At 61.9% G+C, this 21843-nt stretch carries 15 protein-coding genes; 10 read left to right on the forward strand and 5 right to left on the reverse strand.

The features are described from left to right. The first annotated feature begins 52 nt into the window (after nt 1-52). On the forward strand, nt 53-2041 hold the full coding sequence (locus V8J81_RS05530) for a S8/S53 family peptidase (RefSeq protein WP_368474750.1): 1989 nt from the start codon (nt 53-55) through the stop codon (nt 2039-2041). 26 nt (nt 2042-2067) lie between these two features. Here the strand turns inward: V8J81_RS05530 and V8J81_RS05535 are convergent, their stop codons facing one another. Then, complete coding sequence (locus V8J81_RS05535; RefSeq protein WP_368474751.1) at nt 2068-3219, reverse strand: phosphatase PAP2 family protein; 1152 nt, start codon at nt 3217-3219, stop codon at nt 2068-2070. Between the two features lie 178 nt (nt 3220-3397). Between V8J81_RS05535 and V8J81_RS05540 the strand changes: the two genes are divergently transcribed. The 7 genes from V8J81_RS05540 (at nt 3398) to V8J81_RS05570 (ending at nt 13386) form a co-directional block, all read left to right on the forward strand. Next, the gene (locus V8J81_RS05540; protein ID WP_368474752.1) at nt 3398-5005 is read left to right on the forward strand and encodes an AfsR/SARP family transcriptional regulator; all 1608 of its coding nucleotides are present in this window, start codon (nt 3398-3400) and stop codon (nt 5003-5005) included. Between the two features lie 20 nt (nt 5006-5025). After that, entirely contained in the window at nt 5026-5904 is an 879-nt protein-coding gene (locus tag V8J81_RS05545; protein ID WP_368474753.1) for a LysR family transcriptional regulator, read from the forward strand. A gap of 94 nt (nt 5905-5998) precedes the next feature. Continuing rightward, the gene (locus V8J81_RS05550; RefSeq protein ID WP_368474754.1) at nt 5999-6811 is read left to right on the forward strand and encodes a putative hydro-lyase; all 813 of its coding nucleotides are present in this window, start codon (nt 5999-6001) and stop codon (nt 6809-6811) included. A 23-nt stretch (nt 6812-6834) separates the two neighbouring features. Beyond that, the gene (locus V8J81_RS05555; RefSeq protein ID WP_368474755.1) at nt 6835-7860 is read left to right on the forward strand and encodes a TRAP transporter substrate-binding protein; all 1026 of its coding nucleotides are present in this window, start codon (nt 6835-6837) and stop codon (nt 7858-7860) included. A 67-nt stretch (nt 7861-7927) separates the two neighbouring features. Next, nucleotides 7928-8476 carry a TRAP transporter small permease subunit gene (locus V8J81_RS05560; protein ID WP_368474756.1) on the forward strand — a complete coding sequence of 183 codons (549 nt, stop codon included), beginning with the start codon at nt 7928-7930 and terminating at the stop codon, nt 8474-8476. Next, nucleotides 8473-9756 carry a TRAP transporter large permease gene (locus tag V8J81_RS05565; RefSeq protein WP_368474757.1) on the forward strand — a complete coding sequence of 428 codons (1284 nt, stop codon included), beginning with the start codon at nt 8473-8475 and terminating at the stop codon, nt 9754-9756. The genes V8J81_RS05560 and V8J81_RS05565 overlap by 4 nt, the downstream gene beginning before the upstream one ends. 69 nt (nt 9757-9825) lie before the next feature. Continuing rightward, the gene (locus V8J81_RS05570) at nt 9826-13386 is read left to right on the forward strand and encodes a hydantoinase B/oxoprolinase family protein (protein WP_368474758.1); all 3561 of its coding nucleotides are present in this window, start codon (nt 9826-9828) and stop codon (nt 13384-13386) included. Here the strand turns inward: V8J81_RS05570 and V8J81_RS05575 are convergent. The 4 genes from V8J81_RS05575 to V8J81_RS05590 form a co-directional block, all read right to left on the reverse strand. Further along, nucleotides 13383-14102, reverse strand: coding sequence for a hypothetical protein (locus V8J81_RS05575; protein ID WP_368474759.1), 720 nt, complete (start codon nt 14100-14102; stop codon nt 13383-13385). The genes V8J81_RS05570 and V8J81_RS05575 overlap by 4 nt on opposite strands. A gap of 114 nt (nt 14103-14216) precedes the next feature. After that, nucleotides 14217-16733, reverse strand: a complete 2517-nt coding sequence (locus V8J81_RS05580; protein ID WP_368474760.1) for a chemotaxis protein CheB — start codon at nt 16731-16733, stop codon at nt 14217-14219. 148 nt (nt 16734-16881) lie between these two features. Then, nucleotides 16882-17337, reverse strand: coding sequence for a hypothetical protein (locus tag V8J81_RS05585; protein ID WP_368474761.1), 456 nt, complete (start codon nt 17335-17337; stop codon nt 16882-16884). Next, nucleotides 17334-19397 carry an efflux RND transporter permease subunit gene (locus tag V8J81_RS05590; RefSeq protein ID WP_368474762.1) on the reverse strand — a complete coding sequence of 688 codons (2064 nt, stop codon included), beginning with the start codon at nt 19395-19397 and terminating at the stop codon, nt 17334-17336. Before V8J81_RS05590 ends, V8J81_RS05585 begins: the two co-directional genes overlap by 4 nt. Nucleotides 19398-19523: 126 nt before the next feature. Here V8J81_RS05590 and V8J81_RS05595 point away from each other — a divergent pair, with 126 nt between their 5' ends. Together V8J81_RS05595 and V8J81_RS05600 are read left to right on the forward strand one after the other, a co-directional pair. Next, nucleotides 19524-20723, forward strand: a complete 1200-nt coding sequence (locus tag V8J81_RS05595) for an aminotransferase class I/II-fold pyridoxal phosphate-dependent enzyme (protein WP_368474763.1) — start codon at nt 19524-19526, stop codon at nt 20721-20723. After that, entirely contained in the window at nt 20720-21835 is a 1116-nt protein-coding gene (locus V8J81_RS05600) for a hypothetical protein (RefSeq protein WP_368474764.1), read from the forward strand. Before V8J81_RS05595 ends, V8J81_RS05600 begins: the two co-directional genes overlap by 4 nt. Nucleotides 21836-21843 lie beyond the last annotated feature (8 nt).

The following is a 21843-nucleotide window of genomic DNA, read 5'->3' on the forward strand; positions in this document are numbered from 1 at the left end:
ACGCAGGCGCGCGCCCTACGCAAAGTAAGGGCGTGGACCGATGGGGGATGTCATGGGCGAAACACGCGGATGGAATGGGTACGGGGACTGGACCCTGGAACTCGCTGGCCTGAACGAAAAGGCGTGCAAGGATCTCAACAGCTATTGGGAGCCGATCTTCCTGCGTGTGCTCACACATAAGGGCGAGCCTGCCTTTCATGAGCAAAGCGATGAGTTCTTCAAGTATGCCGAAGCGATTGGCCGTGAAGGGGGTTTCTGGGTCCCTCCAATGGAGAAGCAGTTCCATGACGCCATCAAATCCCCGCGCGCGACGGTCGAGCTGATCGCCTATCGCCGCCTTGATCTGCGCGAAAAGCTGAACGGCAAGGAAAAGGGCCTCCTCTTCGAAACGCTCGCCGTCGGCACATGCCTGCACGACGATACACTGCCCACCTTGAATCGCGTTGAGCCGCGCGACCCGTTCCTCCCTCCGAAACTCGTCTTCGGTATCATCGACGACGGGATCGGGGTCTTGCACGGACGCAGCCGCCGTTACCCAACTGCCAGCCGGATTGAGAAGGTGCTCTGGCTGTCAGGATCAATGGGCGCTGCGTCCGTGCAAACCATCTCGCAGATTGATGCGGAGCTTTCGCGCCCCATCCAACGCGCGGAACAGGATGCGTATCATGAATATGCGCAAGCCGCCTACGCGCCGCTGACCCGCCATTCCCTTGGCCGCGCACAAACCCATGGCGCGCATATGCTGGACCTCGCCGTGGGCGCCAATGCGGGCGATCCGCTGACCAAGGTGCCGATCCTCGCAGTGCAGGTTGCGCCGGAGAGTTTTGACGACACGTCCGGCACGCGCCTGAACTTCGATATCCTTATCGGGCTACGCTGGTTGATCCTTGAAACGGCGCTTCTTGCCGGGCTTGGCACACCGGTTGATCTGGTCGTGAACATGAGCCTTGGCTATGTCGCGGGCCCCAAGAACGGGCGATCGTTCATCGAACAGGCCATCGCGCGCCTGATGGAGGTGGCCGAGCACGCGCTGCACATGAACGTCCACCTCGTCGTGCCGTTCGGGAATGCCTATTCGGATAACGTTGTGGCACGCAGCAAGATCGAGGCCGGCGGCGCGCAAGACTTCAACCTGCGCGTGCAGCCCGACGACCGCACACCATCCTTCCTTGAAATGCGGCTGACGGATCAAAGCCCTGCACAGGACCCCGGCCAGATCGAAGTGACCGTCACCGCTCCGCGCGGCGGGCTTCAGGCGAACGTGTTTACGCTGAACGCAGGCCAGTTCGCCGATTTGAATGATGATGCCGGACGCTTGGTTGGGCGGCTTTACCATATTCCCGCCCGCTTGCTGTTCGCCGGGCAGGTTGAACCTGCCTATCTTCTGTTCGCCCTCGCGCCCACGGTGCGCTCCCGCTCGGATGCGGAGCTGACATGCCCCAGCGGCCAATGGCGGCTTTCGCTACGCAATCTCGGCAAGCAGGCAATGGATTTGACCGCGCAGGTGCAACGCGACGACGATCCGTCAGATCGCAACACCGGCGCGCGTCAGGCCCGACTTGAAGGCGAGGAAACGCGGACTTGGGACCTTGTGGGACGTGATTTTGAGGGCGTCGATGAAACCGCCGGCCGGGTGACACGCAAAGGCACGAACTCCGCCCTTTCCACAATCCAGCACAGCAGGCGCTTGTCGGTGGGTGGCGCGCTCGTGCGTCGTGATCCGGCGGTTCCGGCCCATCTGCTGGTAGAACCGGCGGAGTATTATGGCGCGGAAGGGGCGGATTGGTCCGGCCTTGCCCCCGACCTCAGCGCAATCAGTGAGGTTGAGCGAAACGCGCCGGGCGTCACAGCGGCCGGATTGACCACCGCCGGAAATGCGCGCTTGTCAGGCAGCAGCACGGCCTGCGCCACGGCCTCGCGCGATCTGGTCAATCAGTTGTTGGGTGTGGCGCATCTGCCGGACGTCCCGCATCCTGTCTCTGATCCCCGACTGGGGCAGCGGACCTTGCTGGATACACCTGCAATTCGGCGGCGCCCCTGAAAAACAGGGACGCCGCAAGCCGTGATTTAGGAAAGTTCCGGCATTTGGCCCATGGCCTTCTGCCAAAGATAGGCGCTGACGTCATCCACCGGCGCAGTCAGCGGAACAGCGTTGGGCGGCGGCGGCGGATTGGGCGCCGCATCCCCCAGCAACAGCCGCACACTGTCTTCGGTCAGATCGTGGACCGGGTTTGCGGGCCCGGGCAGATCGAGCGTGCGAACCGCCGTTTCTCCCGCGCCTGAGAGCCAGTTGACCAAAGCCTCCCCCAGCGTGACGCCAAGGATAAGACCACATAGGCTGTCATGGGGATAATGAACGCCCGCAACAGTGCGGTTGTCCGAAATCCGCATGGCGGTACGCATCAGCATCCGGGCCGAGCCATTCACATCGCGCGTGGCGTCGTTCATGTCGAACCGGCCAGCCCCGCCTGCCTTGCGGTCAACAAGGCCCGCCAAAACCGTCGCTAGCGCAAACGCTTCCGTCGCATGGCCAGAGGGCCAGGCCCCGTGGGTCGGCGTGTCGATCACTGGCATGACCTTCGATGACAGAAGGGACGGGCGTGGCACATCGAAGACGAATTTGAACGGAAACTCGATATAGCCACACAGGCGGACAACCGCCTCGGTCAGCTCAAAGATCCAATCACTGCGCGACCAATCCAGCAGCAGGACAGCGCCAAAAAACGACGTGATGTCCTCGGTCTGCATCAGGATTTCATCAATCCGGTCCGCCCGCAGATCCGCGGCGTCCCGCACCATGGGAAGCTGCGTGTTGGCGAAATACGCATTGTCCGGGCGGTTGAGCGTAACCAGCGGGTTGGCCGGGTCAATCAGGGTGCTGTGAAGCTCGCTTCCCGAAACCGCAAAGCGCGCGAACAGCTGATCGTCGATGACCACCTCGCGGGGAATGTCCGAAAGGGCCTCCAGCTTTTCCCCGGCAGTGCGGTTGTCGAGGACGTTGTCTGGCACGGTCCCGGGGTCAATATCGCCGGTCCAATAGGGGGCGACGCCTTCGCGGTGGCTCATCAAGGCCGAGGACAGCAGGCCATCGACATCCCCCGAATCCTCACGCCCCGCCCGTCCTGCGCGACCAGCCCGCCCTGCGCGGCCAGCCCGTCCTGCGCGCCCGGCACGTCCCGCCCGTCCGGCGCGACCCGCGCGCCCTGCATAGGTAGCCATCTTATCCCCCAATTCTGTTTCGTTGAAACGTGTTAACCTTCGGCAGGGAAGATGCTTGCCGTTGCGTCAAGGCGTCAACGCTGGCAGAAAGGTGCAGGCTTTTTTCACGAAAAATTTGCGATTTTTTCTGGTTTCGTGCTCCATAGGCGCGAGTAAAGGGGCTACTCCGGGAAAGCTGTTGAAAAACCGTGTGAAAATTCGGTTCTTTGGGACGTTTGCTGTCATCGACAGCAGCGGCAATGACGTCACGCCCAAAGGCAAGAAAGCGCGCGGCATCGTGGCTTTGCTGGCAGAGACCGCAACCATGCGCCGCGGACGGCGCTGGTTGGAGGCCATGCTGTGGAGCGACCGCGCCCCAAGTCAGGCCAGCGGCTCGCTCCGCCAAAGCCTCAGCGAATTGCGATCTGCGTTTGGCGATAACGTCGATATCCTCAGCTCTGATCGCGGCGATGTCTGGCTGGATGTCGATGCGGTGGATACGGACATCGATCCGGGCAGTCCGTTGCGCGAACCGGGGCGGTCCTTCCTTGAAGGGTTCGACATTCGCGATGAGGCGTTCGAGCAGTGGCTGGCCGAAGCGCGCAGTCGCTACGATGGGGCCGCGCCCGTGGCCGCCGCGCCTACCGCCGCCAAACCCCTCCAGAACGTCGTCACCATCCGCTCTGCCGTGTCAGAGATCGGATCGGTCGCCGAGAATGTCGTCGGTCGCGTTCTGGCCGATACCGTGGCGCGCGGGATCGAGCAAAACTTCAGCGCAGCGCGCTATGTCAGCGCGTCCCGCAACGACCCTGACTTAAGGCCAGACCTCGAAATTCGCTGTGATACGGCCAATGACGGTGGGCGCGCTGTGGCCTTCATCCGGGTGGAGGAAGGGGCCAGTGGCCGCGTCCTATTCTCCGAACATCTCACTGTTCCCGGCTCTTCCGCCGATCTGCTGCAATCCGATGCCATCCATGGCATCGTGAACGCTGCCTCCGCCCAGGTCCCTGCGCGGCTCGCCAGCCATATCGATCTGCACCGCCCCGAAGCGGCGGCCATGGGCTTTTCCAGCCTCGCGCGCCGTCAACTCAAGCGGCTGGACGGTGAAGGGCTGGCCGAGGCGAATGAGAATTTCCAGCGCGCCTACGAAGTCGACAGCAACGGGGTCTTCCTCGCATGGCGGGCTTTCGTGCGCATGGCACAGCTCGTCGAAGCCGTGGATGGCGATGCCCAGGGTTGGCGGGACGAGGTGGATCAACTGGCCTCAGACGCCCTGAACCAGTCCGGCGGCAATAGCCTCGCTGTCGCCCTTGTGGCGCTCACACGTTTCATGCTGGAGGATGATCTGCGCCCGGCAGCGGAATTGGCCAAGACCGCTTTGTCGCAGAACACCAACAGCCTGTTTGCCCGGCAGACCCTTGCGTTGGCGCATTCTGCAGTGGGGGATGCGGAAAAGGCTTACGCCATGTCGTCTAGTTGCCGCACGGCAGCGGCCAATGACGAACTCAGCCATCTTTGGGATCTGTACCATTCGCTGGTTTGCATCGGGGCAGGGCGGTTGGATGAGGCGCGGGCAACGTCCGACAGCTCGGCCGCCAAATCGCCCACCTTCATCGCACCCCGCCGTCAGTTGGTTGCCCTTTGCGCCCATTCCGGTGACTTCGATGATGCAAAGGCGCATCTGACGGCTTTGGAGAAACTGGAAGGCGGGTTTACCATCGACCGCTACCTGAATGATCCGGATTACCCCAACCTGACCTTGCGCAATGCCGGGCTTCTTGATCCTGTCCGAAAGATCAAGGACTAGGCATTGCAGGGTTCCGCACCGTGACCTTCGAACAAATCCGCACCTTTCTATGGGTCGCGCGGTTGGGCGGCTTTCGCAAAGCGTCCGAGCGTCTGCACCTGTCGCAACCCGCCGTGTCCACCCGCATCGCGAACCTCGAAGATGAGTTGCAGGTCGCCTTGTTCGAACGCGGCGCGGGCAAGTTGATCCTGACCAAACAGGGCCAACAGCTTCTGGCCTACGCCGAGCAGATGCTGTTTGTTGAGGAAGAGATCAAACACCGCGTCGGCTCTGCCGCGCAGGTCGAGGGGCTTTTCCGTGTCGGCGCATCCGAGACCATTGCCCAAGCCTGGCTGCCTGAGTTTCTGCAAGCCTTTTCAAATAGCTACCCAAGCGTGAATGTCGATCTGACGGTCGACATCTCCGGCGCTCTGCGCGATGGCTTGGTGGAACGACGCCTCGACCTCGCTTTCCTTATGGGGCCGATCTCGGAATTCTCAGTCAAGAACGTGACCCTCCCGCGCTTCGATTTGCATTGGTATTGCGCCACCCATCTGGCCAAGCCTGATCTCGCAACAACACCAGTCATCTCCTATTCCAGCCGCACGCGCCCCCATCGGGAGCTGACAAGCGCCTTGGCCCAACGGGTCGGTCCCAAAATGCGTGTCTTCACCTCGGCCTCGCTGTCGGCCAGCCTGCGTATGATCGCGGCCGGAATCGCGGTGGGGCCATACCCCAAGGTTCTTGCGGGACCGTTCATGGAGGCCGGTGAGATCGTGGAGTTTGACCCCGATCTGCCCCTGTCGCCGCTGGAATTCACGGCGTCCTACCTAGCTGAGCCGCGGTCTGTCTTGGTCGAAGCCTCCGCCGAAATCGCGGCAGAGGTAGCCGCGAAATGGCATCACCAGCACCCAGATTGACTTCCAAAAAATCTATCAGACTTAATCAAGAATGATAATTTGAACGGATGAAGCCTCCTGTGCAACCCTTGCGGTGATTGAACAGGGGGATGCGATGGCCATGCCATCCGAGATGATGCAAGACAGCGCGCGCAACATTCGCCAACGTATTCGGGCTGGGGAACATACCGGTCACACGGCTGGCCTCGCCCCCGGCAAACTGCAATGCAACCTTGCTATTTTGCCGGAACGCTACGCGCTCGATTTCCTGCGGTTCTGCCAGCGCAACCCAAAGCCATGCCCGGTCGTGGCCGTGTCGGAAACTGGCGATCCGATGCTGCCGACCTTGGGCGAAGACATCGACATTCGCACCGACGTGCCGAAGTACCGCGTGTTTCGGGAAGGGGTGCTGACCGGGGAGGTCACGAACATCGCGGATCTCTGGGCCGATGATCTGGTCACGGTCGCGCTGGGGTGCTCATTTACCTTCGAGAACGCGCTGATGCGTGCGGGCATTCCTGTGCGTCATATCGAGCAAGGGCGAAATGTGCCCATGTTCCGCTCTAACATCCCGCTACAACCGGCCGGGCCATTTGGGGGCAAGATGGTCATCACCATGCGTCCAATCCCCGCCGACCGTGTTCAGGACGCACATACAATCAGCGCCCGCTATCCACAGGCCCATGGCGCACCGATCGCAACCGGTGATCCGGCAGCGCTTGGCATCGCCTCACTCGATGCGCCCGACTATGGTGATCCCGTTGATGTTCGCCCAGGTGAAGTGCCGGTTTACTGGGCTTGCGGGGTCACGCCGCAAAACGTGCTTTTGCAAGCAAAACTGCCGCTCTGCATCACCCATTCGCCCGGTCACATGCTGATCTCGGACGTCGCGGAAGACGCCGAAACACCAATCTATTCGAATCCATAAACGACCCAACAGGAGGATATCCCATGAAAAAGACATTAGGCATTCTGGCCGCCACCACAGCCCTTGCCGGTGCTGCGCAGGCCGAAGATTTCAACGTTGTCGGAAGCTGGTCATCGCTGCCGCTCCACAACCAGTATGAGGCACCGTTCTGGACCGAGGTTCTGCCCGGCGCGGGTGACTTCAACGTCGAATTGACCACCCACAACCAGATGGGCCTTGGCCTGTCGGAGATTTATCCGCTGCTGGGGCAGGGCGTTTATGACGTCGCCATGACCGTGGCTGACTATGCTGTGGGCGATGCACCCGAGTTGGAAGGCCTCGATGTGCCGCTTGTGGCGCTGACGGCTGATGAGGCGCGCGCGATGGTCGACGCGGCCCGACCAATGGTCGAGGAAATCTTCCGCGACCGCTTCAACGCCGAAGTCCTCGCCATCGCGCCTTATCCGCCGCAGGTCGTGTTCTGCAACGCCGAGATCAACAGCCTCGCCGACCTCGAAGGCCTGCAAGTCCGCGCCTCGGGCCGGATGACCGCCATCTTCCTGGAAGCACTGGGCGCGGAAGGCGTGAACGTCTCCTTCTCCGAAGTGCCGGGTGCGCTTCAAAACGGCGTCGTGGATTGTGCGGTGACCGGTGCAGGCTCGGGCTACTCTGCCGGTTGGTGGGAAGTCTCCACACACCTTCTGCCAATCCCGCTGGGGGGCTGGGACAGCGTTGTAACCGCCATGAATGCGGATCGCTGGGACGGGCTTTCGGCTGACGTGCAGGCCACCATCGAAGCTGAGATCGCATCCGGCTTTGAGGACCCGGCCTGGGCCTCAGCTCAGGACGCTCTGGTCAACGACATTGCCTGCCTGACGGGCAATGGTGAGTGCCCCGCGGGCGAGGCGCGGGACATGACGTTGGTCGAGGTCTCGGACGCCGATTTCGAGCGTGCGCGCGAAGTTCTGGTGGGGCAGGTCCTGCCGGATTGGGCGGAACGCGCGGGCGGAGATTGGGCTGAGCGCTGGAATGCCTCGGTCGGTGCCGTCGTCGGCGTGACCATCGAGTGATCGTGCGAACAGGGTATCTGCTCACGCGTGAGCAGATACCTTATCCATCTGATAAGAAAGTATAATCATGGAATTGGTTTTGATCGACCGCCTGCGCCGGATCAACCGCGCCGTGGCTTTGCTGGTGGGCCTTGGCCTGCTGGGGATGGCCGGGTTCGTCGTGCTCGACATCATCCTGCGCCAATTCCATGCCTCTTTCGGCGGGTCGGAGGAACTGGCGGGTTACGCCATGGCGCTCGCGACAAGCTGGGGCATGGCCTATGCGCTGCTGGAGCTCGGCCATATCCGCATCGACCTGCTGCGGTCGCGCACCGGGCCGCAGATCAAAGCGTTGTTTGATGTGCTGGCGCTGATCGCCATGTCGGGCGTGGTTGTGACCGTCGCCATCAAATGCTGGCCCGTGGTCGAGCGCGCCATCACCAACGGCAGCCGCGCCAACACGCCGCTGGCCACGCCGCTGGCATGGGTTCAGGTGCCGTGGTTCGCGGGCTGGGTCTGGTTCGCCCTCATGTCCTGCCTCGTGACGCTCTGCGCGATCCTTCTGACCGTCAAAGGACGCGGGCCTGAGACCGAGCCCTTCGCGGGCGCCTTCGCAGAACAGGACAGCCTGCAATGATCACTTACGTTTCAGCTGGCCTGCTCGCCCTTCTGGCCCTGTCGATCCCCGTGGGTATCGTCCTGTTCCTTCTGGGCTTTGGCGTGGATCAGTTTTTCTCAAGCTTTCCGCTGACGCGCGGGCTTGGGAACATGGTTTGGTCGTCGTCCAATTCCGCGACGCTGATAGCCATTCCCTTCTTTGTGCTGCTTGGCGAGGTGCTTGTCCGTTCCGGCGTGGCGACGCGCACCTATGCAGCGCTCGACCGCTGGGTCAGCTGGCTGCCCGGTGGCCTTGTCCATGCCAATGTGGCCACGGCCACGATGTTCTCCGCCACTTCCGGCTCTTCTGTGGCGACCGCCGCCACCGTGGCCACCGTCGCCATGCCGCAGGCCGAAAAACTGGGCTATGACCCAAAGCTCTTCTCCGGCGCGATTGCCGCGGGCGGCACGCTTGGCATCATGATCCCGCCGTCGATCAACCTGATCGTCTATGGCTTCCTGACGCAATCGAGCATCCCGCAACTGTTCCTCGCGGGCCTGATCCCGGGCCTTGCCCTGGCGCTCGCTTTCCTGATCGTGACTGCGATCATCTGCCTGATCCGCCCCGACCTAGGCGGCCAGCGCCGCCTGTTCCCGTTCCCGCAAATGCTGCGCGCGTTGCTGGACTTGATCCCGATCATCATCCTGTTCGGCCTGATCGTCGGCTCTATCTACCGCGGGTGGGCCACACCGACTGAGGCCGCCGCCGTGGGCGTTGCCGGAGCTCTTCTCATTGCCGCCGCGTTCGGAGGTATATCAATGACCATGATGCGCGATGCCCTTCTGGGTACCGTCAAGATTACCTCAATGATCATGCTGATCATCATCGGTGCGTCTTTCCTGAACTTCACCCTCTCTTCCGCCGGTCTGGGCCGCGAATTGACCGCCTTTATGGAAGGCCTCGGCCTCGGCCCATTGGGCTTCATCATGGTCGTCGTTGTCCTTTACATCGTGCTTGGCTTTTTCATTGAAACCCTGTCGCTGATGGTCGTCACAATCCCGATCATCGTGCCGATGGTGCTGGCGCAGGGCTATGACGTCATCTGGTTCGGCATCCTGATGATCGTGTTGATCGAGATGGCGCTGATCACCCCGCCGGTGGGCTTGAACCTCTACGTGGTGCAAGGCGCGCGGAAATCAGGAAGCTTGAACGAAGTGATGCTTGGCGCGCTGCCTTACTGCCTTGTGATGTTGGCGATGGCCTTTGCCCTGATCTGGTTGCCCGACATCGCGCTTTGGCTGCCAAACGCGCTCGAATAGCGCTCAGACCCCTTGTGAATGTTGAATCAATGCGGTCCAAACGGCCCGCAAACGAAGAGGAACCCTCCGATGAGCTGGCAATTCTGGGTCGACCGTGGCGGCACCTTCACCGATATCGTGGCCAAGGATCCGCACGGCGCGCTGCACACGCATAAATTGCTGTCCGAGAACCCCGAGGCCTACCGCGATGCTGCCGTGCACGGCGTGCGAACGTTGCTTGGGTTGGGGGCGGAGGATGCGATCCCCGAGGGCGCCGTTGATGCGGTGAAGATGGGGACGACGGTTGCGACAAATGCTCTGCTGGAACGGAAGGGGGAACGGACACTTCTGCTGATCACGCAAGGCTTGGGCGATCTGCTGCGGATCGGGTATCAGAACCGGCCGCGCCTGTTTGACCTGAACATTGAGTTGCCAGAATTGCTCTACGACGATGTCGTGGAGGTCCGCGAACGCCTTGACGCGGAGGGGCAGGTTGAAGTGCCGCTGGACGTGGAGGCGGCGCGGGCGGCATTGCAGAAAGCCTTTGATGAGGGCTACCGGTCTGTGGCGATTGCGTTGATGCATTCGTACCGGTTCCCGGGCCATGAGATCACTTTGGGCGCGCTCGCGGCGGAGGTCGGATTTACCCAGATCTCGCTCAGCCATGAGGCCTCGCCTTTGATCAAGCTCGTCGGGCGGGGCGATACGGCAGTGGTGGATGCGTATCTCTCGCCGATCCTGCGGCGCTACGTGGATCAGGTGGCAGCTGCTTTGGGTGCGGACACGCGGCTGATGTTCATGCAGTCCAATGGCGGTCTGACCGATGCGAGCCTGTTTCAGGGGCGGGATGCGATCCTGTCTGGTCCGGCTGGCGGCGTGGTCGGAATGGTGCGCACGGCGGAGGCGCTGGGGCATCACAAGCTGATCGGCTTCGACATGGGCGGCACGTCCACGGACGTGTGCCACTATGCGGGTGAGTACGAGCGGTCTTTCGAGACCGAGGTGGCCGGCGTGCGGATGCGCGCGCCAATGATGTCGATCCATACGGTTGCGGCGGGCGGTGGCTCGATCCTGTCGTACCGCGACGGTCGGATGCAGGTGGGCCCGGAAAGCGCGGGCGCCAACCCCGGACCGGCAGCCTATCGGCGCGGCGGGCCTTTGACAGTGACCGATTGCAACGTGCTTCTGGGCAAGTTGCAGCCCGCCCATTTCCCGGCGGTCTTTGGGCCGAATGGCGATGAGTTGCTGGACGCCGACGTGGTGCGCGAGAAGTTCGAGGCGCTGAGGGCCGAGATCGGGACGGAGAAATCGGTGGAGGAATTGGCCGAGGGCTTCCTGCGCATTGCCGTTGAAAACATGGCCAATGCGATCAAGAAAATCTCCGTCCAACGCGGCTATGACGTGACGCAATATACGATGAACTGCTTTGGCGGCGCGGGGGGGCAGCATGCCTGTCTGGTGGCCGATGCGCTGGGGATTGAGAGCATCTTTATCCATCCGTTTGCGGGGGTTTTGTCGGCCTTTGGGATGGGGTTGGCGGATATCCGCGCGATGAAGGAACGGCAGATCGGGGCGTCCATCACCGAGGATGCGACCGCCGAAATGGCGGCTTTGTCCGACCTCGCCCGCGTCGAAGTGGCGGGGCAGGGGATGGCCGACGATCAGATTCAGGTGATTGCCACCGCCCATATCCGCCCCCGTGGCGCGCAGCAGACGCAGGAAGTGCCCTTCGGCGATGCGGCGCAAATGACGGCGGATTTCGTTGAGGCCCACAAGCAACGCTTTGGGTTTGCGCCGGATACCTCTGACCTGCTGCTTGATGTGCTGGTGGCCGAGGCGGTGGGGCAGACGGGCGAGGGGGTTTCCATGCCTGACCCGGACGGCGCAGGGGCGGCTGCCGTGGATGCGCGTCTCTATACGGGCGGCGATTGGTGCGACGTGCCGCTTGTGGACCGCGCGACGCTGAAGATCGGCGCCCATGTCGACGGGCCCGCCATCCTAACGGAACCCACCGGTACCAATATGATAGAAGAAGGCTGGCGCGCGACCTGTGTGGCGGGCGGCAACCTTCTGCTCGAACGGGTCGTGCCGTTGCAGCGGGCCGAGGCCATCGGCACCGCCGTCGATCCGGTGATGCTGGAGGTTTTCAACAACCTCTTCATGTCCATTGCCGAGCAGATGGGTGCAACTCTACGGAACACCGCTTACTCGGTTAACATTAAGGAACGGCTCGACTTTTCCTGCGCCATCTTCGATCAGTTCGGTGATCTTGTGGCCAACGCGCCGCATGTGCCTGTGCACCTCGGCTCGATGTCGGAATCCGTACGCACGATCCTGCGCCTGAACGAAGGCAAGATCCGGCCCGGCGATGTGTTCATGATGAACAATCCGTTCAATGGCGGCACGCATTTGCCCGACGTAACGGTTATCACCCCTGTCTTCGACGCGAACGGGAAGGACATCATCTACACCGTCGCTTCCCGTGGGCACCACGCCGATATCGGCGGCAAAACCCCCGGCTCGGCCCCGCCGGACAGCCGCGTCATCACCGAGGAAGGCGTCGTGATCGACAACTTCCTGCTGGTTGAGCAAGGCACGCTGCGGGATGCGGAGACGCGCAAGCTTCTGGCTTCGGGCGAATGCCCTTGCCGCAATATCGAAGAGAATATGGCCGACCTTGCAGCGCAGATCGCAGCCAACGCGACGGGCGTGGCGGAGCTGACGAAGATCACCGACCAATTCGGGCTTGAGACGATCCACGCCTATATGGGCCACGTGCAGGACAATGCCGAGGAAAGCGTCCGCCGAGTCCTCGACGTGCTGAAAGACAGTGCCTTCACCTACCCGATGGATGACGGCGCGCAGATCAAGGTCGCCATCACCGTCGACAAGGCGGCGCGTGAGGCGACGCTGGATTTCACCGGCACCTCCCCACAGTCGGAGTTCAACTACAACGCCCCGCTCGCCATTTGCCGCGCGGTCGTTCTCTATGTCTTCCGCACCTTGGTCGGCAGCGACATCCCGATGAACGAGGGCTGCCTGAAGCCGATCAACCTGATCGTGCCCGAAGGCTCCATGATCAACCCGGCCTATCCGGCTGCGGTGATCTCGGGCAATACCGAGGTCAGCCAATCCATCGCCGACACGCTTTACGGCGCGCTTGGGGTGATCGCGGGCAGCCAGGGGACGATGAACAATTTCGTCTACGGCAATGCGGCCTACCAGAATTACGATACGATCTGCGGCGGCACGGGCGCGGGGGAAGGTTTCCACGGCACCTCTGCCGTTCATTCCCACATGACCAACACGCGCATGACCGACCCGGAAGTGCTGGAAACCCGGTTCCCCGTCACAGTCGAAGAATTCTCGATCCGCAAAGGCTCCGGCGGGCAGGGGCGCTGGCAAGGCGGCGAAGGGATCACGCGACGCTTGCGGTTCAATGAAGCAATGACCGTGACAACGCTTACGTCACACCGGTCCGTCCCGCCCCATGGCGCGGCTGGCGGTGGACAAGGCGGTGTTGGGATCAACGCTGTTGAGCGGTCGGACGGTCGCACAGAGCCGTTGCAAGGAAACGATCAGGTGGAGCTTGAACCGGGTGACGCGTTCATCATGCAAACGCCCGGCGGCGGCGGCTTTGGCGCGGCCTAGTCATCCATCCGGCGAAGCGCCTTCATCGTGCGAAATTCCTCCGGCGCGGGCTCTGCTGCGCGCAGGGGGCGGTTTTCGAGTTGCTTGGAATAGGCGCGGCTTTCCAAACGGGTCAATTCACGTTTGACCAGTTCGACCTGAAACAGAAGCCGATCTTTTGAGACACGCAGTTGATCCATTGCGGCTTCCAACTGCGTCTCCTGATCTTCGGTCAGGATCGAAATGTCATCGATGGCAACCGCATTGATGGCCGGCAAAAGCACCCAATCCAGCGCGTCACGGTAGACTTGGCTGGTCAAAGCCTCCAACGGGTAGCTGAACCCATCTTCGCTTTTGAGCGCACGGTGCGGGTTGCCCGCGATGGCGGCAAACCGCACCAAGGCGCGGTTGGGTTGATCGTCAAAATGCGAATACAGGACCCGCAATTGCCGCAGCGACAGGCCGGGCAACTGGATCTCTTCATCGGGATTGCTGAAAACACCATCAGATCCGGTGCGCGAAAACTCGTCCAGCACGGCCATGATGCGATCGCTGATCTCAGGGCAGAAAACCTCGTCCAGCGGGCGTTCTGTGGTGAAGGTGATCCGGTGTCGATGCTCAGGTTTGGAAATGACCAAAGCGACAGGAACCCATGGCGCATCAGGTGATGCGTGGGAAAGTGTGATCGACAGCCCGTCTGAATGCTGTACGTCGGACAAGCCAAGCTCCTCCGTCATGGTCGCTGAACCCGATAATTATAACGATCTCCTTAAGAAACCGTTAATACTCGGAAAAAGGGCCCACGGGAACCTCTCAGCGCAACGGATTTCACGCAAGGTAAACGCGTGCTGTCACTCGCGCTGGCCATCCTCCACAAGCGTCGCGACAACCCCCAGCACCTCCTCGGCCTGGTTCAGGAAGGGGGTCACCGACAATCGCATATCCACGCCGTCGATCTGGAAATAATGCGTCTGCTCTTCGCGAAGCCGGAAGACTTCGTTGCAAATGCTGGTCAGCTGGGCGGTATCATCGGGCAAATAGCATTGCGACAGATGTATGCCGGTCTTGGGAAGGTCGTTGATCTTGAACCGATCAATGGCCGCTTGCGAGGCGCGGCGCACGATAAGCGCCTGATCAATAACGAGAACCGGGAATGGTACCACATCCAACGTCGCCCCCAATTCCGTCGAAACACGCTGCAATTCGGCGGAGTTGACCTGCAATTCCTCGTTAACAGTGATCAGTTCTTCGTTGGTTGACTGCAGCTCTTCGTTTGAGGTTTCCAATTCCTCATTCGTGGCCTGAAGCTCCTCATTGGTGGATTGCATCTCTTCATTGATGCTTTGCAGTTCCTCGTTCGAGGTTTGCAGTTCTTCAACGGTCTGCTGCAGCGCCTCCCGGGTCTGGCTGATCTCCTGCTCCATCTGGCGGATATAATTGCGCTGCTCGTCCTCACTGAGGCTTTCGAGAACATCAATCTGGCTCGCCTTGGTGCGCGTCTCTATTCCGACAAGGATGTGGTCTTCGCCGTGATCCACACTGGGCAGCGGATAACAAACGGCGCGCACTTCGTTGAAACCTTCCCCCTCCAGGGTATGCCAGCGCCCCGACCGCCGTTGCTTGTTCTTCAAGGCCGTGGCGCACAATCCGGTAATTTCGTCTCGCAGGGGTTTGCGCAGGTTGCGCACACCGATCCACAGCGGTGCGTTTTCCGTCATCTGGGTGAAAGGGGAGATATCGCCGAACACGCGCACCATCTCTCCGCTGCGGGTGACGATAAAGCCGTTCTTTGCGACCACGCGGGCAAGAGCGTCGAATGTGCCGTGGGGGGATATCTGAGGGTCGGCCACCGTTTCCACGCGCGGCAAGTTTGGGGTCGGTGTCCAGCGTCCCATTGTGTTTCCGACATTGGAAAACCGGGGCGAGGTGGGTTGCCCCATGCGGCGCTTGGAAAAGATCTTCTCGCCGCCGCGCCGCGTCTCAAACAGGGTGTCCATGGACCCCACAGTCTCGGACGTTCCAAGAAACAGCAGGCCCGTTGATTTCAGGGCATAGTGGATGCGGTGCAGAACCCGGTTCTGAAGCGAGGTGTTGAAGTAGATCAACACATTGCGAAGGCTGACGAAGTCCACGTTCAGGAACGGCGGATCGTGGAAGATATTGTGCATCGAAAACAGCGTGATGGCGCGCAGTTCCGGCACCACTTCGATCCGTCCTTCATGGACCTTGAAGTAGGTCTCAAGGATATGCTCGGGGATGTCAGAGGCCGCCGTGATCGGATAGCTGCCGCGGCGCGCCATCTCCAACGCTCTGTCGTCGATATCGGTGGCAAATATCTGCACCCGCGCTTTGCGGAGCTTTTCCAATCCGCCCATCGCCTCAGAGAGCATGATGGCGATCGAATAAGCCTCTTCACCGGTCGCGCACCCGGCGACCCACAGCCGCAGCTGACCCACCTCCTTACCGCCAACAAGTCGCTCGAACTCGCCGTGCAATTGCTCGAACTGGGTCTGGTCGCGGAAAAACCGCGTCACCGAGATCAAAAGATCTCTGAACAACGCGTCGACTTCTTCGGCGGAGGTGCGGCAGAAGTCGACGTAATCGTCATAGTCATTGATATCGAGCGCGGCCATGCGCCGGTTGATGCGACGCGTGACCGTGGTTTCCTTATAGTCTCGGAAGTCGACATTGGTGCGGGCCAGAAGGATCTGAAAGATATCCGACAGCTTGCTGGGACGCTCATTGAGGCGGCGCAGTTGTGAGAAATCCCGCGTCTGGGTCAGGATTTTTGTCAGATGCTGCCCGATCTGCTCCGGTGACAGGGTCAGGTCGATGCAGCCGGTTTCAGCGGCCGAGGCGGGCATACCATCGTATTTTGCGGTCGCCACGTCTTGCGCGATTGTGATGCCACCGGCCTCGCGGATGGCCTGCACGCCGTAGCTGCCGTCGCTGCCCGTGCCCGAAAGCACGACCCCCACGGTCCGCTCCCCCACCTCTTCTGCAATGGATTTGAAAAGCCGGTCCGCCGAAGGCTTGGGGGAGGCAGGGTGCCCGCTTGGCTCGACGAGTTTCAACACCCCATCCTTCAGGACCACATCGGAATTCGGCGGCGTGATGAAGATGGTATTGGCGATCGGTTCGGTTGTTCCGTCCAGCTCCACCACTGGCAAGGGCGTCTCACGTGAAATCAGCGAGGTCAGTAGGCTTTTGTGTGTCGGCGACATGTGTTGCGCCAGAACGTAGACCGCATTCGCATCCGGGGGCAGGTTCTGCACCAGCGACGAGGCCGCCTCTAGCCCCCCGGCCGAGGCTGCAATGCCCACGAAGTAGAGTGTCTCATCCAGAGACTTTGTTTCTGTTTCAGACATCCAATTGCTCCGAAAGGCGCGCAACTTCAGGCACGGGTCTTACAGAGAATGCTAGAGGGTCCGGGCCACTGGAACAACAGCGTCAAACGGTGCAAAGGGCCGATAAATAAGGCAAAACCTCACATGGTATAGGGCATTTTCGCCACACTCAGCGGGGTTCGAACGTCAGCGTCCCTGTCAGGCGCTGGGGGCCCAATGCCTGCATCTCGACAACCAGCGCCCCGCCGCTGCCCGGCCCAAAGGCGACGCCCTGCCCGTCGGGCGAGGCCAGATCCACGCGCGTGTCCGATGCGCCGCCGGAAACCGCCAATGTCGCATTTTCCGTGCCGGAAAACACAACCTGACCCGATGCCGTGCTGCCGGGTATGGCGATTTGCCATTGGCCCTGAAAACGCCCTTGAACCGTGGCACATCCTAGGGTGCCGACCCAATTCGTGGCCCCCTCTGCTGCTGCGTCCAGTGTGCACCTGATGCGCAACTGCGCACCATCGGGCGCGGTCAGGCGCGCATTGGTGCGCCATTCCCCGGAAAGCCATGCGGGCACTTCTGCCATGGCAGCGACCGGCAGGGCGGACATAATGACGGCAAGAGCAAGCTTTTTCATCTTTTCACCATTCGGATCAGGGACGGCAGAAATCCTAGGTCAACGATCAACGCCATCCAGAGCGAGAAGATCACAAACGCGCCAAATACCGGTAAACTTGCCGTGGCACTGAAGACCGTTGCGATGAACCCCAGCGACATGATGAGCGTGGAGGCGACCATGGGCGGCCCGGCATGGGTCAGCGCATCAGCCAGCCTTGCGTCTCGGTCGCCCTTCGATAACCGCCAGCGGTTCAGGAAGTGAATGGTGTCATCCACCGCGATCCCGAAGGCCACGGTCAGCGCAAATGCGACGGTCATGGTCATGCCCTGGCCCGTCACAACCAGCGCGGCTTCAATCGCCATCATCGGCAAGGCGCTTACGCCGGTTGCCAGCACCGCCAGCACGATGGACCGCTGCGAGACCGCCACAACCAGCAGGATCGCACCCAAGGCGATGTAAAAGCTCATCCGCATGCTGGCGACGGTTTCCGGCACCACCTCATGCGACAGAAGCGATTGTCCCGCCAGCGTGGTCACGTCAGCCAGGCCAGCCTCGTCCAGCGCGGCCGATAGCGCATCCAGTTCCGCTCCAAACCGGTCGGGTGCCGTGCCAAGGGGCAGCAGAACAGGCAGGGCGACGGAAAGATCATCCCCCGCCCGGAACCGTTCCGGCACTTGCGGCGCACCGTCTGTGGAAGTGGCATTGCCGCTCAACGCGATCTCCGCCACGCGCGACAGACGGTCTGCATCAGCCTCGGACAGGCCGGGGGTGCCATCCGTATCTGCGACTTCAACAAACAGCGAGGCGGACCCAAGGCTCTCCGCCTCCATAAACGCCAGATCCGCGCCTAAGGGGCTCGTGTCGCGCACATGCTCCGATAGAGAGAAAGACGGCTCCGACCGGTTCAGCGTCGGCAACAGGGCCAGCACCACAACGCCGCCGATGATGACCGCGCGCATCGGATGGCGCAGGCCCGCTCGTGCTGGCACGAGAAAGCTGGAAAAGCCCCGCAGATCCGGCAAGGCATCATTTGCCAGCAGGCGGGCGAGCACCGGGAAGATCAGGCAGACGGAGGCAAAGCCACAGCCCACCGCCACTGGCCCCCAGATGGCGAGGCCCAGAAGCGCGTCTGTGCCGACAAACGCGAAACTACCAAGGGCGAGGGCCGATGTCAGCGACGTCATGAAGGCGGCTGGCAGAACCTCACGTATCGCCCGCTCCAGCCCCATGCCGCGTTCCCGGCTGGCGTAGAACAGGTGCAACGTGTCTGCGAAGGCCAGAACCATCACCAGTGTCGGCAAAGTCGCCAGCCAAGGGTCCAGAGACCGTCCGAACCATCCCAACAGGCCCGTGAACCAAAGCACGCCACAGATCGACGGGACCGCGCAGATCAGGATTGCGCGGAATGAGCGGACGATAAGCCAGCCGACGAGAATGCAGATCAGAACCGCCAAGGGCGTTACGACCGCCTGGTCGCGGATCAGGCTGGTAGAAATCTGTCGCTCCACGGCTTGTTGGCCCACCGCGCGCACGTCGAGCGGTTGGGATGCGTCGATCAGCGGGGGAAGCATCTCGGCCAAAGTGCCCGGCTCAACGCCGCTCGCAGCGATAACATGGAGGAGGGCGGCAGACCTGTCAGAAGCCACAAGCGCCCCCGCCGCATCGCCTGCCGCAAAGTAGCTGGCGAACCGATCCTCCAGCGCGGCGTCTGGATCGGCAAGGATCAGCGGGGTTGTTACCCCTTCCGCCAGGATGGAAAAGAGGCTGACAACCTCGGCCACACCATCGGTGAATTGCAGATCGAGGATCAGGTTTTCCAACGCCTCAAACGCCTCTGGGTCGGCCAGGTCATCGGCTCGCACCAAGAGCGCTTCATCAGCCACGCCCAGACCGAACCGGTCCTGAAAGCGTTCGTAAGCAAGATAGCCCGCGCTGTCGCCTTCCAGCGCGCTGATCACGTCCGCCTCGACCTGCAGATCGCGCGCGCCGATGACCGCAAGGACGGTCAGAACCAGCGCCAGACAAGCGGCCAGATAGGTTTGCGGCGTGCGTGTCGGGGCCGCTGTCGTGTCGCTCATGCCTCTAGCCTGTTGTTTCTTCGCTGCATCACGCGCCGCACCTGTTGGTGCAAGTGGGGGCATTCTCCGTTGACGGCAGATAGGGCGCAATGCCCAATTGGCGAGTTACCAGACCATCGGATTGAAATGACAGATTTGACAAACCGCCTTGCCACTTTGCGTGTGGGTCGTGGGTTGGGCTTGCTTCAGCAGGTCGCGGAAGATGAGGCGTTGACGGGCCGCGAGATTACGTTGGCCGGTCGACAGATGATGTCTTTCGCCTCCTGCTCATACCTCGGGCTTGAGATGGAGCCTGCGCTCAAGGCCGGTGCCATCGCGGCGACGGAAGCCTATGGCACGCAATTCTCCGCCTCACGCGCCTTCCTGTCGGCCCCGCCTTACGCGGAGGCTGAGGCGCTGTTGGCAGAGATCACCGGGCGGCCATCGCTGTTGGTGCCGTCCACCTCCCTCGGGCATCAGGCGGCTTTGCCGTTGCTGGTGGGGGAGGATGATCTGGTGCTGATCGACGTGCAGGCCCATGCCAGCCTGCATGTGGCCGCGAACCTGCTGAAAGCGCAGGGCGTTTGCGTACAAACCGTCGGCCATAGCGCGCCCGACCATGTCGCGCGAAAGCTGCGATCCAGCGATGCGCCGCGTGTATGGCTTTTGGTGGATGGCATCTATTCCATGATCGGCGATGTTGCCCTGTTCGCGGCGTATGACAGGCTGCTGGCCGAAGATGCGCGGCTGCGCCTCTATGTCGATGATGCCCATGCAACGGGATGGTGCGGGGATCGGGGGCAGGGATTAGCCCTGCAACACTGGCCGGATCATGCGCGTGTTGTGGTTGCTTTGTCGTTGAACAAGAGCTTCGCCTGCGCGGGTGGATGTCTTGCCCTCGCCGATGAAGAACAAGCCGAGGCGGTGCGTGCCTTCGGCCCGGCGATGACCTTTTCCGGCCCCGTTCAGCCGCCGATGCTTGGGGCCATTCTGGCCTCCGCTCGCTTGCATCTTGGGGCGGGCCTCGCCGCGCGTCAGGACAAGCTGCGAGGATTGATTGCGCATTTTAATGCCGGTGCCGTGGCGCGGGGCCTGCCCTTGGCCTGCGCGCACGAAACACCCATGCGATACATGCGGATCGGCGATATTGGTCGCACGGCCACGATCGCCACCGCGCTGCAAGATGCAGGGTATTTCATGGCCACCGTCGCTCCGCCAGCGGTTGCCGCCCGCGATGTTGGCTTGCGCATGACGCTGACCACGCATCACAAAATGGCGGACATAGACGGCCTGCTCAATGCGTTGTCCGATGCGCTGGACGGGTCGATCCCGGCCGCGGCGGAGTGAGCCTGCTTCTGACACCGGCGGAGGCTGCGCTCTACCGGACCGGTCCCAACAATATCTCCATCCTGTTTGAGGCGAAGGGCGGCTTTGACCCCGCGCGCGCCCTGTTTGGCCTGCATCAGATGGTCGAAGGGACGGAACGATTTCATCGGATCCCGAAAGGCCGGCTAAGCCCCTGTTTTGGCGCGCGCTTGCCGCTGCATTGGCCCGATCACGTTGCCATTCTCGATGCGACCGATGTGACAGCTGCGCAGATGATGGCCCTGACCCGGCGGCTTGCGCTGCCAAGTGACCGCCCCCTGTGGCGGGCGGTTCTGGTGAACCCGGATGGGGCGGGGTGGAGGGGGCTTGCCCTGCATTTCGACCACGCCATCGCAGACGGCACCCGGATTTCGCGCCACATCGTGAAGGAAGCGCGCCCGGGCGCCGAGCAAAAGGCGCCGATCGTGGATTTGCCACGCATTAAGCTGGCTCAATTGGAAACCGACACAGACCCGCGCCTGACCCCGGCCGATCCGGCTCTTCTGCGCCTGAGCTTTGCAGACCTCTCGCGCGCAATGCCGGACGCCGCCAGCCATTCCGATGCCCTTCTGCGTCTCGCGCACCGCATTCTGTCGGAAGAGCCGGCCTTTGCGGGCCTGCCCACCACCCGCCGCGATCATGCGCAGGTCGCGCGCATCGAGGCGCTGCGCACGGCGGGCGGCGTCCTCGGCAACCGCGCCCACATGGTAACTGTGGACCTTTCGGTTTCGGCTACAGCAAGCAGCGCCCTGTTCGAGCGGTCGCGCGCCTCCTGGGTCGAGGCCGCGCGTATGAACCTCGCGCGCTTCGTGCCCGCAGCCCTTCTGCGGCCCATCGTTCAAAAGGAATTTTCGCAACCCGGCATCGTGCTGACCGTCGTGCCGGTGGGCCGCACCCTTCCGCCCCTGTTCGGGTTGGATTTGCAGGCCATTCACCCCGCCGCGCCCGTTCTTGGGCGTCCACCTTTGGCGATCACGGCGGTCCGGACGGGGCAGGGGTTTGACATCTGCATAACGGCCCATGGCCCCGATGGGCGGGCAATCCCTGATCTCTCTCAACGTGTAGCGTCGCAAATGACGGAAATAGTTCAATAGAAAAATTC

It is taken from the genome of Gymnodinialimonas sp. 202GB13-11 (assembly GCF_040932485.1).
Taxonomy (GTDB): Bacteria; Pseudomonadota; Alphaproteobacteria; order Rhodobacterales; family Rhodobacteraceae; genus Gymnodinialimonas; species Gymnodinialimonas hymeniacidonis.

Coding starts and splice junctions, on each gene's coding strand:
- V8J81_RS05580 (WP_368474760.1), bottom strand. CDS start 16,733: ATGTCTGAAACAGAAACAAAGTCTCTGGATGAGACACTCTACTTCGTG.
- V8J81_RS05560 (WP_368474756.1), top strand. CDS start 7,928: ATGGAATTGGTTTTGATCGACCGCCTGCGCCGGATCAACCGCGCCGTG.
- V8J81_RS05565 (WP_368474757.1), top strand. CDS start 8,473: ATGATCACTTACGTTTCAGCTGGCCTGCTCGCCCTTCTGGCCCTGTCG.
- V8J81_RS05595 (WP_368474763.1), top strand. CDS start 19,524: ATGACAGATTTGACAAACCGCCTTGCCACTTTGCGTGTGGGTCGTGGG.
- V8J81_RS05590 (WP_368474762.1), bottom strand. CDS start 19,397: ATGAGCGACACGACAGCGGCCCCGACACGCACGCCGCAAACCTATCTG.
- V8J81_RS05575 (WP_368474759.1), bottom strand. CDS start 14,102: ATGACGGAGGAGCTTGGCTTGTCCGACGTACAGCATTCAGACGGGCTG.
- V8J81_RS05550 (WP_368474754.1), top strand. CDS start 5,999: ATGGCCATGCCATCCGAGATGATGCAAGACAGCGCGCGCAACATTCGC.
- V8J81_RS05570 (WP_368474758.1), top strand. CDS start 9,826: ATGAGCTGGCAATTCTGGGTCGACCGTGGCGGCACCTTCACCGATATC.
- V8J81_RS05535 (WP_368474751.1), bottom strand. CDS start 3,219: ATGGCTACCTATGCAGGGCGCGCGGGTCGCGCCGGACGGGCGGGACGT.
- V8J81_RS05585 (WP_368474761.1), bottom strand. CDS start 17,337: ATGAAAAAGCTTGCTCTTGCCGTCATTATGTCCGCCCTGCCGGTCGCT.
- V8J81_RS05530 (WP_368474750.1), top strand. CDS start 53: ATGGGCGAAACACGCGGATGGAATGGGTACGGGGACTGGACCCTGGAA.
- V8J81_RS05555 (WP_368474755.1), top strand. CDS start 6,835: ATGAAAAAGACATTAGGCATTCTGGCCGCCACCACAGCCCTTGCCGGT.